Here is a 15372-nt window from a genome sequence, read left to right as displayed (position 1 = left end):
ATGTGTTCACCGCTGATCGCCGCCTGCCGTGATACTTATATAGATTATAATAATGGAGGGAATAAGACATGACGCAAGCCAATTACAGTCCGCTGCTGGACGCCTACGGCTTCAAAAATGGAATTACACTGAAAAACCGGGTGGTTATGGCCCCGATGACCAACTTCTCTTCCAATGAGGATGGCACGGTTTCCAAGCCGGAAATCGATTATTATATCCGCCGCTCCAAAGGTGTCGGCATGGTCATCACTGCCTGTGTGTATGTGAGCCGGAGCGGGAAAGGCTTCCCCGGTGAATTTGGTGCCGACAGTGATGAGCTGATTCTAAGCCTGCGCGAGCTGGCGGATGCTATTAAGGGCGAGGGAGCCAAGGCTGTGCTGCAGATTTTCCACGGCGGACGCCAGTGCCCGCCGGACCTGCTGCCGGATGGCCAGACTGTCAGTGCAAGCAGTGTTCCAGCGGAGCTGCCGGGCGGCGGGCAAGGGCCGGTGCCGCGTACGCTGACCGATGAAGAAATTCAAGTCATTATCGCCGATTTCGGGGCGGCAACCCGCCGTGCAATTATCGCTGGCTTCGATGGTGTGGAAATCCATGGAGCAAACAGTTATCTGGTTCAGCAGTTCTTCTCCCCGCATTCCAATCTCCGCGAAGACCGCTGGGGCGGAAGCCTGGAGAAGCGCCTGACCTTCCCGCTCGCCGTTCTGCGCGAAGTGAAGCGGGTCGTGAGTGAATATGCGTCCACGCCATTTCTGGTCGGCTACCGTTTCTCCCCGGAGGAACCGGAAACACCGGGAATTACAATGGCTGAGACCTTTGCGCTGATTGATGCGCTCAAAGAGGAAGGGCTGGATTACCTGCATGCCTCGCTCATGGAGCTGTGGTCGCTGCCGCGCCGCGGCACGGAAGACAGCCGGCCGAGAATTGAGCAGATTGTGGACCGTGCCGGCGGTGCCGTACCGGTCATCGGCGTCGGTTCACTGTACTCGGCGGAAGATGCGCTAAAGAGTCTGGACACCGGTATTGACCTGGTGGCTCTGGGCCGCCCGCTGCTGATCGAACCGGACTGGGTGCAGAAGGTAGCGGGAGGCCGCGCCAGTGAAATTAAGACGGAACTGGACCCTGCAGCGCAAGGTGAGCTTGTGATCCCTGACCCGCTCTGGGGCGCGATCACAAATACACCGGGCTGGGTGCCGGTTAAGGCTTAAGTCAGGCCTTTGCAGAACATCCTTTAGCAAGCCACCGGCTTGATCACAGTAGTTGCGCTGCGCCCCGCGTTAGTCGTTAGCGCAGTATTCTCTGCTAATCAGCTGATGCATGCTGCACGGTTGAAGAAGAATAGCTGGGGCGGCAAGGGTGATGCTTGTAGCATTCGGTGGCTAGCGGACTGGAAAGACCTTATTTTCTATTTGAGGGACATTTCACGAGACTAACGGACTCCAGCGCACTTATTGCCATTCCAGTAGTCCGAAATTCGGGTCAATCGCCGTCAATAAGCGCATTCGGGTCCGTTAGCTTTCCGGAATGCTGCTCCAGACGGAAATAAGATCTCCTCAGTCCGTTGCAGACTGCAAAAGCCTGATTTTTATATTCGCAGGCAGTTGCACAGTAAGTGGTATAGATATTTTCCAGCACAAAATGCCCCCGGTTAAAGCAGCTGCTTTTGACCGGGGGCTTCTCTGTTCATCCCATTAGTTACTTTTTTGCTCAAATAGTCTGGCAATTTCGATAATCACGTTGACGGCCTTCAGCATCACATCGACGGAGGCATATTCAAACTTGCCGTGGAAGTTTTCTCCCCCGGTAAAAATGTTCGGCGTCGGCAGCCCCATATAGGACAGCTGTGAACCATCTGTACCGCCGCGGATCGGGCGGATTACCGGCGAGATGCCGAGGTTCACCATCGCTTCGTGGGCGATGTCGACGATATGGCGGACCGGCTCGATTTTTTCGCGCATATTATAATACTGGTCATTCATTTCCAGCACCACATTGTCATCGCCGTAGGTGGATTTGAATTCATCGACGATAGCGGCGATATTCGCTTTGCGTTTCTCGAAGTTCGCACGGTCAAAGTCACGGATAAAATATGACAGCTTGCTGTGCTCCGCCGAGCCCTGCATGGAGATCAGATGGTAGAAGCCCTCATAGCCGTCCGTAAATTCAGGTGCTTCACCCGCAGGCAGTCTGAGATGAAAGGCCATGGCGATTTTCGAGGAATGCACCATTTTGCCTTTTGCGGTTCCAGGGTGAACGTTGACGCCCTTGAAGCTGATTTTGGCGGCAGCGGCATTGAAGCTCTCGTATTCCAGCTCACCGAGCGGCCCGCCGTCTACAGTGTAGGCATAAGAGGCGCCGAAGGCGGCAACATCGAACTTATGCGGTCCGCGTCCAATTTCCTCATCCGGAGTAAAGGCGACTCTGATTTTGCCGTGTTTGATTTCAGGGTGGGCCAGCAGATAGGCCATGGCAGTCATGATCTCGGCGATTCCGGCTTTGTTGTCTGCACCCAGAAGTGTGGTGCCATCTGTTGTAATCAGCGTATGACCTTTGTATTCAGGCAGCTCGGGGAAGCTGTCCGTCGACAGGACGATATTCAGCTCCTTGTTCAGCACAATATCCCCGCCGTCATAGTTCTCAACGATTTGCGGCTTCACGTTCGCTCCGGTGAAATCGGTCGCCGTATCGAGGTGGGCCAGGAAGCCGATGGTTGGGACATCCTTGTCACTATTGGCAGGCAGGGTAGCCATAACATAGGCATGCTCGTCCACCGTCACTTCCGTAAGACCCAGCTCCTGAAGTTCAGACACCAGCTTGCGGGCCAGCTCCATCTGACCGGGAGTGGAGGGACAGGTATCGCTCTCTTCATTAGACTGGGTATCTATTTCCGCATATGAAACGAACCGCTTAATCAGTTCATCCTTCAATTCAAGTCATCTCCTCTTCATCTAACAACATCTAAGTATAGAATTCTCTATCCGTAAGCCAGAACCTTCCCGCAGAAACAGGCCGTCCGGCTGATGGCCGGTACAGCCGCTTCTATGTGCCGCAGTTCTATATTAGCATGTTCTGTGAGGGGACTCATCTTTTGCAAGTCAACGGTTTAAGAAAAATATTAATTCGATTCCTGAGGCAGCGGCTCCCGGCGGATCAGTGAGGCGGAGAGCAAATAGCGTTCCGGCGCTGAGCCGACATAGCTGAACGGATAGCAGGTGATTAGGGTAAGGATGGGGGTATCGCTCTCTTTAATCGCCCCCCGCTCTTCGCCATCTACAATCGTACTGCCTGTAACCTCATACACGAACTTGCCGTCCACCGTCTCTATCTCGATAAGATCATGTTCTTTGAGGCTGCCGAGTCCGCGAAACACCGTATCACGATGACCGGCCAGCACGCTGTTACCGCTTGTGCCTACTACTGCGCTTCCCGTGTAGTGCCCGGCCCCTCTCTTCAGCTGCGGACGCTGTGTTCCTTCAAGGATGGCCACTCTTTTGTTCAGCGAGGGAAAATAAATCTCTCCGATGACCTCGCCCTCCGTGTAGGTGGTGCCGGGTTGGCTGGTGCTGGCGCTGGAATCGTCCGGTTTATCAGAAAGGCTGACCATACCGGCAGGAAGCGGAGTTTCGTCTTCCGGGACGATAAGGCGGGGAGCTTCCTCCCTCTTTTTCGCCCAATCCTCTAAGGCATGACGGGCTTCCACGGGCGCTTTGAAGATTTGCACGGCAGAATACACCAGCACGCAGAGAGAGAGCAGGAAGATCAGCTTCACGGCAAAAGCTACCCCGGAACGTATCCTCATACTCTCTCCTCCAACCTTCAGCCCTTAGGCTTATTTCTTCGAATTCAGTCTGCGCAGCACGATGATGCTAAGGATCGCTACCGCCATACTGATTAAGATCAGGTTATACCACGGCTCTGCCGTATCGGGTAGTGTGTCACCGCCGTCAGGTCCGGAGAGCGGGAGCTCGTCATCATCCACCGTCACCCCGGGATCGGAAGAAGGAGTAGGCGAACTGCCGGCAGCGATGCTTCCTGACTCCGGAGAAGGTGTTGCTTGAGCATTGTCGCCGCCGAGCGGAACAGGTGCATCAGTAACAGTAACTTCATCTGTCCCCGGTGTAGCTATCACAGCCGGAGTTGCTGACGGAGCAGGCGATGACGATGGTGGTTGCGAACCGCCAGGGATGGATGTAAATGTCGGTGCGCTGCTAGGGCTGCTTGACGGCTCCGGTGAAGCGGAACTGGAAGGTGTCGGACTAGCTCCATCCGATGGCCCCGGTGAAGCCGAAGCTGAAGCCGAAGGTGTAGGACTAGGCTCAGTTGACGGCTGCGGTGAAGCGGAGGCAGCGAAGTTAAAGGCAACGCCAACCTTCTTCCCCTGGAACTCATTGCCTGCCTCAGCGGGAAATACGACATCCATTTGAATCGCTTCCGTACCGCCACCGGGGAGTGACCCTATGGCAACGCGGCCTTCCGCTTGGCTCATCACTCCGGAATAGAGGATTACTCCCTCTTTTTGCAGCGTCATTTGCAGAATATTGTACAATTCCACGTCTCCGGAGAGAAATTCGAAGTCTACAAAGTAATCAAACGGCTCTGACCCTTCGTTAATAACCGTATATTCTGAGGCACTCTTGTCCCCCGGCTGCATATTACTCATAATGGCGGTACTTTTCGTATGCGAATTGACAGTGAGTTTAATTGTGTCCTCTGCACTTACACCTCCGGCATGCCAGATAACGCCGATCAGAACAATTAGAATGTAGGCGCCAATTATGGTCATATGATATCTTTTCTTCACTTTCCTCCGCCCCTTTCTTCTGGAAAGCAACGCTGCCCCCGCACAGCCCGACAAGAATCCGCCGGATCTAAGCTGTTTCCCCACACCATGTCGATATAAGTGGTATTTTGGAGGACTACTATGTTTGAGGTGTTGCGGCCTATTGAAACAGTACTTATAGATAGTATGGTCATATGTATGTTCGTTATAACGAATAATTACAGTATAATCAATAATTTAAATAAACAAAAACGATAGGAGCGCCTCAAATCATTGAAAATGAGCAATATATATATAATTTCAGGGTAATATCAGGGTATAGCTTCAGTTTTCTAATTATTTCTTTGGTTATATCTAAAATTAAGGTTTTTTATTAAGAACAAAACACGAAAAAAAGGAGATTATTCGGAAGGAAGTGATAATTCCCTATCCCCCGGTAATCTCCTTGTTAATGATTCAAGCGAAAAATTGTTTTAGTTGTCCTTGATTAGTTCAGCTACCAGCTCGTAGGAACGTAACCGTGCTGTATGATCATAAATCTGCGAGGCAATAATCCATTCATCCGCCCCGGTTTCCTCAAGCACCTGCAGGAGACGCTCCTTGATATATGCTTTGTCTCCAGCAATGGAATACTTCTGCTTATCGAGCAGGAGAGCTTTTTCCTGGGGAGACCATAGGCTCTCCATGTCATCAACCGGTGGCTGGAGCTTGCCGGTGCGGCCGCGGATAATGTTAAGGAACTGCTGCTGCTGGGAAGTGGCCAGCCAGCGTGCTGCTCCAGTTGTGTCTGCGGCGGTAATGCCAAGACCGACCATAACATGCGGTTTGTCTAGTGCAGCTGACGGCTTGAAGCTGCTGCGGTATAGATGGAGTGCCGGCAGCAGATAATCCGGTGCAAAGTGGCTGGCAAAAGCAAACGGCAAACCCAGCTGACCCGCAAGCTGTGCGCTGAATCCGCTTGATCCGAGCAGCCAGATCGGTACGTTGAGGCCTTCGCCTGGTGTAGCACGCACCCCGAGCGGACGTGAACCCGCGCCGTTCGGATCGAAGTAGGCTCTAAGCTCACTCAGCTGCTCAGGAAATTCGCTGCCGTCACTGCCGAGGCCGCGCCGCAGTGCTCTTGCAGCCGCCTGGTCGGAGCCGGGTGCCCGGCCAAGTCCGAGATCAATACGTCCCGGAAACAGGGATTCCAGTGTTCCGAACTGCTCAGCGATCATGAGCGGCGCATGGTTACTGAGCATGATGCCCCCGGAACCCACACGGATACTCTTGGTTCCGGCAGCCACATGCCCGATAACCACAGAGGTAGCCGAGCTGGCAATTCCGGTCATATTATGATGTTCCGCCAGCCAATAGCGATGGTAACCCCAACCCTCGGCATGGCGTGCTAAATCTAATGTGTTATGCAGTGAATCCGCAGCTGTTCCGCCCTCCACAATCGGAGCGAGATCCAGCACGGAAATGGGAATGTCCCGCAGTTGTTTCACAATAATCCCTCCAGTTATAGGCTTAAGCATCTTACAGCAGTATTTGCAGCTATGAATTGATCTACCCGGCAATTATAACATGAAATAATATTATTTACACACTTTAAGTAAGTTTGTGTCCGTCGGGAAGTGAGTAAGAAAGCGAGAAGCAAAGAGGTCTATAATACAGTTTTGGATATGTTACTGCGTATGCTCTATGAATAGTACTGCGGCTGATGGACTGGCTTATCAGAATGACTGGAGTTTCCTGCCAAAAGCCCAGTGAGAAAACCTCCAACTAATTCATCCATTTTCGCCTAAAAGCAGAATATAGGTGGAATTCCTCCAGCTAAATGCCTGTAATCTGCTGACTTTGATCCATAGAGAAGAAATTAGATGGAGAAATTCCAACTACTGAGATCAAGGAAAGGTTAGCTAAGCATCCGCCAGCTCGTCCAAGCGAGCCTTGACACGCCAGACGGGTCTTTCAGCCAGCCGCAGAAGCAAATTTGAGAAGCTTTTCAAAGATGAAGGACTTGGTCCATTAAATTGTAGCTCTACTCAATAGAAAGGGCATTGAAATAGCTCTATAAGCTTCATAAAATAAAAATGTAAGCGGTTAAATAATTCTGTTGTCAATTTACGAAGGCCTTGCTATAATCGTTTTGAAAAGCTTTTCTAAAAAAGGAAGTTACGTCTATGAAACCAACGATTAAAGATGTCGCCAGATTAGCGGAGGTGTCGATCAGTACCGTATCCCGGGTTATGAATGCGCCGGAGACGGTAGTACCGGGCAAGCGCGACAGGGTCATTGAGGCCATTAAGGAATTGAAGTATCAGCCCAATGCATTTGCGCGCGGGTTAATTTACAAGAAGTCTTTTACACTGGGTCTGCTTATTCCCGATATTGAGAACTTGTATTTTGCAGGTGTGATCCGCGGAATGCAGGATGCCTGCATTAAGCTCGGCTACAGCCTGATGATCTGCAATACCGACCGTGATAAGGAGCGGATGCTGTCCTATATCGATACTTTCCATGAGAAGCAGGTGGATGGGATCGTGTTCGCCAGTGATGTGCTCTATCCGGAGTATTATGAGAAGCTGGTGGATTGCAGAATTCCTTTTGTGCTGGTGTCGTCGCATTCTGATGAATACGAGGTACCCTCTGTAGAGGTTGATGATGAGCTGGCGGCTTATGAGGCCGTGAAGTTCCTTATCGAGCTTGGACACAAGGAAATCGGGATGATCGGCTTCAATCACGACAATTCGGTATCCGGACCACCGCGTGTTGCCGGGTTTGTCAGAGCGCTTACGGAATCCGGGCTGGAGCGGAATGTGGAGAAGATCAAGTACGCAAACCACCGTTTTGAGCATGCCTATCAGGCATCGCATGAGTTGTTCAGCGATTACCCGGAGCTCACTGCCGTCTTCTGTGTAGCTGATGAGTTCGCCATGGGGACGATCTCGTATCTCAAGGACCGCAATATCCTGGTGCCGGGGCAGGTATCTGTAATCGGATTTGATAATTTGCGGATGTCCGGTATGTTTATTCCCAAACTGACGACTATCGCCCAACCGATCTACCAGCTGGGATACCGTGCCGCCGAGAAGCTGCATGAATTACTGACTACCGGCAGTGTTGCTGTAATGAAAGAAAAAATGGAGCATAAGCTAATTGTGAGAGAATCCTCCCGGGAGAAATAATCGGATGCCGGGCTGTAAGATGAAACGCCGCTATCTTTGCAGAAGGATGGCAAGGACGTTTCCATTCGATCATGAAAAGCTTTTCAGATGGTCACTCCGTAAGGATTACCGCAATAAAGCCTGATTTAACGGTGGTTAATGCCAATTTATTCCGACAGTTTAAGGGGATTTTCTACAGTTCACTATTAAATTTAAATATTGAAATAAAAAAAAGGGGAATTATGCGGGGTGATAGTTGGAAACGCATACATTATATGATAATATGGAAATGTAAGCGTTATATTAAAGTCTCGGTGATGAGCATATTTAGCCAAAAACCAGGTTATAGACCCATTTTTGAAAAGCTTTGCAAGGAGGTGATTCTGCGGGCGGACGAGGGAGATTCCCGGAAACAGCAGACAAATGCAGTCTCTAATACAATTATAAGGGGATGTATGAAAAGATGAAGAAAGCTCCAGGACGTAAACTGTCACTCGCCATGGTTCTGTGTTTATCCTTCACCATGATGCTGAGCGGATGCGGCGGAAATAACAATAACAATAATGCTGCTGCACCAACTGATCCGCCGGCTGCAACGGAAGCGCCAGCTACTGATAACAACCAATCATCGGCAAATAACACGGAAGGCACAGCAACCGGAAGCCCGCTGGAATTGGCGATGAAAGGTGAATATAAAGGAACCAAAGTAACGATGTTCGGGCCATTTGTGGACGCCGACCAGGTGAAGTTTGAGAGCAGTATCAAGGAATTCGAAGAGAAAACCGGTATTGATATTCAATATGAAGGCTCCAAAGAGTTTGAAGCGACGATCAACATCCGGGTTGATGGCGGCAACGCGCCGGATATCGCCGATTTCCCGCAGCCGGGCTTGCTCGCCTCCATTGCCAAAACCGGCAAGGTGGTTGACCTGACTGGTGTGCTGGATCAGGAAAAGCTCAAGGCAAATTACAATAAGAGCTGGCTGGATATGTCCACCATGGACGGAAAAGACGGCAAGATCATGGCCGGGATCTGGAACCGCAGCAATGTGAAGAGTCTGGTCTGGTATCCGAAGAAGCAGTTTGATGAAGCGGGCTACACCGTTCCGCAGACCTGGGATGAACTGATGGCGCTCACGGAGCAGATTGCCAAGGACGGCGATCCGGCCTGGGCGATCGGCATTGAGAGCGGTGCAGCTACAGGCTGGCCGGCAACCGACTGGGTAGAAAATATCATGCTGCGTACCACAACTCCGGAGAACTATGACAAGTGGGTCAAAGGCGAGCTGCCGTTTACTTCTCCTGAGGTGAAGAATGCAGTAGAAATTATGTCTAAGATCTGGCTCAACAAAGATTATGTATATGGCGGCACCAAATCGATTGTAACTACAGCGTTCGGCGACGCGCCTAAGCCAATGTTCGAGAATCCGCCAAAGGCCTGGTTCAACCTGATCGGTAACTTTATTACGAGCTTCTTCCCGGAAACAGCCAAGGTTGATGAAGATTATGATTGGTTCTACCTGCCGCCGATCGATGAGCAGTACGGCAAACCGGTACTCGTAGCCGGTGACATCTATGCGATGTTCAACGACCGTCCGGAAGTGCGTGCGGTTATGGAATTCTTCACCACCGGCGAATCGATCAAGAGCTGGGTACAATCGGGCGGCGTAATCGCTCCAATGAATGACGCATCGCTCGACTGGTACCAGTCCGAGTCTGACCGCCGGATGGCGAAGCTGGTGCAGGAAGCTTCGACCCTGCGGTTCGACGGTTCTGACCTCATGCCGGGTAAAGTGGGCGCGGGAACGTTCTGGAAAGGCATGACGGACTACGTGAGCGGTACAGCCACGCTGGATCAGGCGCTGGAACAGATTCAGTCCGGCTGGAACAACTAAGAGCAATAGTTAGGCAGGCGAATCTCGGTACGCATGGATTGGAAGAGGGGCAGACCGCTGTGAATGACATCCTGCCCCTCTTTTTATTTGTCTGACCGCTTACGAAGAGAGTTTTGCTGCGCAAAACCAAGCGTATGCTTACGAGGCAAGTTTTGCTGCGCAAAACCAAGCGTATGCTTACGAGGCAAGTTTTGCTGCGCAAAACCAAGCGTATGCTTACGAGGCAAGTTTTGCTGCGCAAAACTTATAGGAGGAGCTACTATGGATGCACAAATAAAGGCGAAGAAGCCCGGTGTCACGGGCACGCAGGCCAAGCAGAGAATCAGCGTGAGGGCAGTGCTGATATCAATCGGCGTGCTGCTCGCAAACATCGTTGTTAACGGGCTGATCTTCATGTTTTTCCGTGATTCCACGCTTAACCCGCTCCTGACTGCCGTTCTGGCTGTGCTGTGGGGCGTGCTGGGTGTATATCTGATCTACTACACCCTGACCTGGGCAGTTGAACAGTACCCTGATCATATCCGCAGAAAAGTGCTTCCCTATATTTTTATCGGACCTGCGGTCTTAATCCTCGGCTGGCTGTTAATCCTGCCCGCGCTGCGGACCCTATACTTAAGTTTTTTCAACGCTTCTTCAGAGAAATTCGTGGGACTCAGCAACTATGCCGCGATCTTCAGCGACCACTTGATGGCTACGGCCCTGCGTAACAATCTGCTGTGGGTGTTTGTCGGCACGCTGGCCTGTGTCTGTTTCGGGCTGCTTATTGCCATTCTGGCCGACCGCAGCAGCTACGAGAAAATCGCCAAATCGATCATTTTCATGCCAATGGCCATTTCCTTTGTCGCCGCAGGCGTTATCTGGAAGTTTGTCTATTATTATCAGCCGGGTGATGAGCAGATCGGACTGCTGAACGCGATGGTCACTTATTTCGGCGGTGAACCGCAGGCCTGGACGAGTATGCTGCAGCCCTGGAATAATTTCTTCCTTATTATCATCCTGATCTGGATGCAGACGGGGTTTGCAATGGTTATCTTTTCTGCAGCAATCAAAGGCGTTCCTGACGATATTCTCGAAGCAGCACGCGTCGACGGCGCCGGTGAGGTGAAGATTTTCTTCGGGATTATGATTCCGTTCATCTCTTCAACCATCCTCACTGTAACTACAACGATCATCGTCTTTACATTGAAAATATTTGACGTCGTCATGGTGATGACGGGAGGTCAATACGATACAGAAGTAGTAGCGACGCAGTTCTACCGGCAGTTCTTCATGTACCGTAATTTCGGTTACGGCTCAACGCTGGCGATTGTGCTCCTGATCGCGGTATTGCCTGTCATTCTGATTAATCTGCGCCAGTTCCGCAAGCAGGGGGGATTCTAATGGTCGGCAAAAAGAAAAGAAAAGGCAGCAAAACGGTAGTTAACCTTATACTCGGCTTCATCTGCTTCATCTGGCTGCTTCCGACACTGGGGCTCTTTATTTCCTCCTTCCGTCCGGCAGCGGATATTCTGCAGACCGGCTGGTGGAAGGTATTCCCCCATCAGGAATGGACGGCAGGCGAGACCCTGCAGCTGTCCAAGGAGGTGGATCTGCGGGGGCCGATTGAGGTAAACGGCAAGACCTACAGCGATGACCAGTTAAAAGCGGGCGTGAAGGCAGACGACAGCCGCCTGATCTGGGAAAACCGCCGGGCACGCACAATTAATGTGCAGGAGCAGGGGTGGAAGACAACGCCTGATCTGACGCTCGACAACTATAACAATGTGCTGTCCGGCAAGGAGTATAAACTCAAGGAAGCCGATGGCAGTGAAACGATGCAGAAGGGCACAGGTTTATCGCAGGCGTTCTGGAATACGCTGACGATAGCAGTTCCGGCTACAGTTATTCCGGTGCTGATTGCCTCTTTTGCCGCCTATGCCTTTGCCTGGCTGCGTTTTCCGGGCCGCAAAACCTTATTCGTGATCATCATAGCCATGCTGGTCATTCCGATTCAGGTTGCACTGATTCCGGTGCTGAAGGATTACACGGCGCTCGGGCTGAACGGCAGCTACCTCGGTATCTGGCTGGCGCATACCGCCTTCGGCTTGCCGCTGGTTACCTACTTTATGTATAACTTTATCAGCCAGCTGCCCAAGGACTTGTTCGAGTCGGCGTTTATCGACGGGGCGAGCCATTTCACGATATTCAGCAGACTGATTCTGCCGCTGTCCGTGCCTGCACTGGCCTCCATCGGCATCTTCCAGTTCCTCTGGGTATGGAATGATTATCTGGTGTCGCTGATCTTTATCGGCAACCAGCCTTCCGTTCAGGTCATGTCGATGAAGATTGCGGATCTGGTCGGCTCACGGGGCAATGACTGGCATCTGCTGACTTCCGCTGCATTCATCTCGATGCTGATGCCGCTGGCGATTTTCTTCCTGCTGCAAAAGTATTTCGTCAGAGGGCTGATGGGCGGATCCGTGAAAGGTTAGCAGCGAATGGAGGAGAATGACTACCATGAAGATGAAGCCATATGAGCATCCGCCGGCGTTGTACCCTTACCGGGAGTGGAGTCTTGGCGAGGATGCCATTGAGGATGAGAATAATCAGCGGAGTGAGAGTGTGTTTGCGCTCGGCAACGGATATATCGGCATGCGCGGCAATTTCGAGGAAGGCTACCATGGAAAGGCTGGCACCTCGGTTGCCGGGAACTACCTGAACGGGTTCTATGACTCTGAGCCGATTGTATATCCCGAGGGGGCCTTCGGGCTCCCGGCGCGGAACCAGTCGATGCTAAATGTAACCGATGCGCGGATCATAGAGCTGAGTATTGAAGGGCATACCTTCCGGCTGGACAGCGGGATCGTGCACCGCTACCGGCGGTGGCTGGATATGAAGAGCGGTATACTGCACCGCGAGGTGGAATGGGAATCGCCGGCGGGACACCGCCTGCTGCTGATGATCCGGCGGATGGTATCCCTGCAGCACAAGCACCTGGCTGCGATCGAATACAAGGTGACGGCGCTGAATTTCTCCGGCACGCTGCAGTTGGTCTCTGCGCTGGACGGGCAGATTACCCGCACTGAGGCCAGCGATGACCCGCGGCTCGGATCGGGGAGTGCCGAACCCAGCCTGCTGCTGGAAGATGCCGGCTATGACGAAGCGGCGGACATCCTCTGGATGCGGCAACGGACGCGGCATACCCGGTTTGCCCTGCTGACGGCTGTAAGCCATGGGCTGCAGGCTGAGTCCGGCCGTGAGCTGAGCCGGCAGCTGATCGGCCAGAGGATCTGGGTCTGTTACGGGGCTGCGGTGCAGACCGGGGAATCCGTGACATTGACCAAATATATCACGTACCACACCTCGAAGGACTACCCAGAAGAGGAGCTGCAGAGCCGGAGCGTTAAGGTGCTCAGCATGGCTGAAACCTATGGCTTCAGCGGCTTGGCGGATGAACAGCAGGCGTATCTGGACCGGTTCTGGGGACATACCGATGTTGAGATCAAGGGCGATCCCGCACTGCAGCAGGGCATCCGCTTCAATATGTTTCAGCTGCTGCAGTCCACCGGCAGGGATGGCGTAACCAACATTGCCGCTAAGGGACTGACCGGCGAAGGGTACGAAGGCCACTACTTCTGGGATACGGAAATGTACATGCTGCCGTTCTTTACGTACACACAGCCGGCAGTCAGCCGGGCGCTCCTGGAATTCCGTTATGCCACACTCGGCAAGGCACGGGAACGGGCCGCCGTGATGTCGCAGAAGGGGGCGCTGTATCCCTGGCGAACGATAGACGGCGAAGAGAACTCCGCCTATTTTCCGGCAGGTACGGCCCAGGCACATATCAATGCTGATATTGCTTATGGGCTCAAGCAATATGTGCAGGCAACAGGAGACCTCGATTTTCTGGTCCGAAAAGGGGCGGAGATTCTCTTTGAAACCTCGCGCTTCTGGCTGGATCTCGGGCATTTCAATCCGGCGCGGGGTGGAGCCTTCTGTATCGATGCCGTAACAGGGCCTGATGAATACACGGCAATTGTAAATAATAATGCCTACACCAATCTGATGGTTCAGGACCAATTCCTCTATGCCTATGAGACCGCCCGGCTGCTGGAGCAGCAATATCCGGAGGATTACGAGCGGCTCCGGCAGGCAATCGGCCTGTCCATGGAAGAGGCGGAGAGCTGGAAGGAAGCCGCCGGCAGGATGTTTATTCCGTTTGACGAGGAACTGGGCATCTATGCACAGGATGATACGTTCCTGACGAAGCGGAAGTGGGATTTCGAGAATACGCCTGCTCATAAATATCCGCTGCTGCTCAATTACCATCCGCTGGTGATCTACCGCCACCAGGTGCTCAAGCAGGCAGATCTGGTAATGGCGGTGTTCCTGCTTGGAGACAAGTTCAGCCTGGCCGATAAAATCCGTAATTATAAGTACTACGAGCCGCTGACGACGCATGACTCCTCTTTGTCGCCCTGCATCCACAGCATCGTCTCGGCAGAAATCGGTGATTTGGCCGGGGCGTATGCCTACTTCGACCGTACCGTACGAATGGATCTGGATGATATTAACCGAAACGCCAAGGATGGGCTGCATATGGCCGCCATGGCTGGTTCCTGGATGTCCATTGTGAACGGGTTCGGCGGATTGCGGCAGTATAATGGGATGCTGTGCTTTGCTCCGGCGCTGCCGGAGCAGTGGGAGAGCTACCGCTTCAAGATTACAGTCCGAGGCCAGCTGCTGGACATCAGCGTGGACAGCGAGGCAGCCGTCTATACACTTCTGGAAGGCACCAGCCTTCAGATCAAACACAGAGACCGGATCTTAACGCTGCTCCCGCAGGAACCGGTGAGTGTCCCGCTTGCCCGGCAGCTCGAGGCAGTAATCTTCGATCTGGACGGTGTGATCACTGACTCTGCCGAGTTTCACTACCAAGCCTGGCAGGCCCTGGCCGATGAGCTGGGCATCCCCTTCAGCCGTGAGAAGAATGAACGGCTGAAGGGGGTCAGCCGCATGGAATCGCTGGATATTGTGCTGGAGGGCAGCGGACTCCAATTAACGGAAGCAGAGCGGCTTCGGCTGGCAGAGAAGAAGAACGATCACTACAAGCAGATGATCGGCAGCATCACGCCAGAACATCTGCTGCCGGGTATCCCGGAGCTGCTGGATTCCCTGGCGCAGCGGGGCATTGATGCAGGACTGGCCTCGGCCAGCCTGAATGCTCCGCTGATTCTGGAGCGGCTCGGCATTGCCCGCCGGTTTCAGGCGATAGCCGATCCGGCCGGGCTGCGCAGGGGCAAGCCCGACCCGGAAATCTTCCTGACTGCAGCGGAGTTGCTTGGAGTAACACCAGGCAATTGCATTGGTGTGGAGGATGCATCGGCGGGGATAGCCGCCATCAAGGCTGCCGGTATGACAGCTGTGGGCATCGGCAGCGCGGAGCTGCTGGGCAAAGCTGATCTTCTGCTGTCTTCAACCTCAGAGCTGACCCTGGAGAGGCTCCTGGAGCTGCTCAGGAAATAACGGAGCTGTTACACAACAAACCTAAAGCCGCGATTCTCCTTAAGGGA

Annotated in this window: 11 protein-coding genes; 6 read left to right on the top strand and 5 right to left on the bottom strand. The window is 52.8% G+C overall.

The genetic code is table 11. The annotated features are described in order from the left end of the window. Nucleotides 1-68: 68 nt before the first annotated feature. Entirely contained in the window at nucleotides 69-1205 is a 1137-nt protein-coding gene (locus JRJ22_RS27890; RefSeq protein WP_206102429.1) for an NADH-dependent flavin oxidoreductase, read from the top strand. A 271-nt stretch (nucleotides 1206-1476) separates the two neighbouring features. Here the strand turns inward: JRJ22_RS27890 and JRJ22_RS27885 are convergent, their stop codons facing one another. The 5 genes from JRJ22_RS27885 to JRJ22_RS27865 form a co-directional block, all read right to left on the bottom strand. Beyond that, entirely contained in the window at nucleotides 1477-1632 is a 156-nt protein-coding gene (locus JRJ22_RS27885; RefSeq protein ID WP_206102428.1) for a hypothetical protein, read from the bottom strand. Nucleotides 1633-1688: 56 nt separating this feature from the next. Beyond that, nucleotides 1689-2924: a peptidase T gene (gene pepT, locus JRJ22_RS27880; RefSeq protein WP_206102427.1), complete on the bottom strand. Its 1236-nt coding sequence runs from the start codon at nucleotides 2922-2924 to the stop codon at nucleotides 1689-1691. Between the two features lie 188 nt (nucleotides 2925-3112). Further along, nucleotides 3113-3796, bottom strand: coding sequence for a sortase (locus tag JRJ22_RS27875; protein ID WP_206102426.1), 684 nt, complete (start codon nucleotides 3794-3796; stop codon nucleotides 3113-3115). Between the two features lie 30 nt (nucleotides 3797-3826). Continuing rightward, nucleotides 3827-4798 carry a hypothetical protein gene (locus JRJ22_RS27870; protein ID WP_206102425.1) on the bottom strand — a complete coding sequence of 324 codons (972 nt, stop codon included), beginning with the start codon at nucleotides 4796-4798 and terminating at the stop codon, nucleotides 3827-3829. 452 nt (nucleotides 4799-5250) lie between these two features. After that, a complete protein-coding gene (locus JRJ22_RS27865) occupies nucleotides 5251-6294 on the bottom strand; it encodes an LLM class flavin-dependent oxidoreductase (protein WP_206102424.1) in 1044 nt (347 codons plus the stop codon). A 648-nt stretch (nucleotides 6295-6942) separates the two neighbouring features. Here JRJ22_RS27865 and JRJ22_RS27860 point away from each other — a divergent pair. From JRJ22_RS27860 to pgmB, 5 genes are all read left to right on the top strand, one after another. Next, entirely contained in the window at nucleotides 6943-7947 is a 1005-nt protein-coding gene (locus JRJ22_RS27860) for a LacI family DNA-binding transcriptional regulator (RefSeq protein ID WP_206102423.1), read from the top strand. A 442-nt stretch (nucleotides 7948-8389) separates the two neighbouring features. Continuing rightward, nucleotides 8390-9820, top strand: a complete 1431-nt coding sequence (locus tag JRJ22_RS27855) for an ABC transporter substrate-binding protein (protein WP_206102422.1) — start codon at nucleotides 8390-8392, stop codon at nucleotides 9818-9820. 261 nt (nucleotides 9821-10081) lie between these two features. Then, nucleotides 10082-11200, top strand: coding sequence for a carbohydrate ABC transporter permease (locus JRJ22_RS27850; protein ID WP_206102421.1), 1119 nt, complete (start codon nucleotides 10082-10084; stop codon nucleotides 11198-11200). Beyond that, nucleotides 11200-12291, top strand: a complete 1092-nt coding sequence (locus JRJ22_RS27845) for a carbohydrate ABC transporter permease (protein ID WP_206102420.1) — start codon at nucleotides 11200-11202, stop codon at nucleotides 12289-12291. The genes JRJ22_RS27850 and JRJ22_RS27845 overlap by 1 nt, the downstream gene beginning before the upstream one ends. A gap of 25 nt (nucleotides 12292-12316) precedes the next feature. Further along, nucleotides 12317-15325, top strand: a complete 3009-nt coding sequence (gene pgmB / locus JRJ22_RS27840; RefSeq protein ID WP_232380977.1) for a beta-phosphoglucomutase — start codon at nucleotides 12317-12319, stop codon at nucleotides 15323-15325. Nucleotides 15326-15372: the final 47 nt, after the last annotated feature.

The sequence above is a fragment of the Paenibacillus tianjinensis genome (assembly GCF_017086365.1).
GTDB lineage: Bacteria > Bacillota > Bacilli > Paenibacillales > Paenibacillaceae > Paenibacillus_AQ > Paenibacillus_AQ tianjinensis.
Note: the sequence above shows the minus strand (reverse complement) of the source record. Positions and strands in the feature narration are given on the sequence as shown.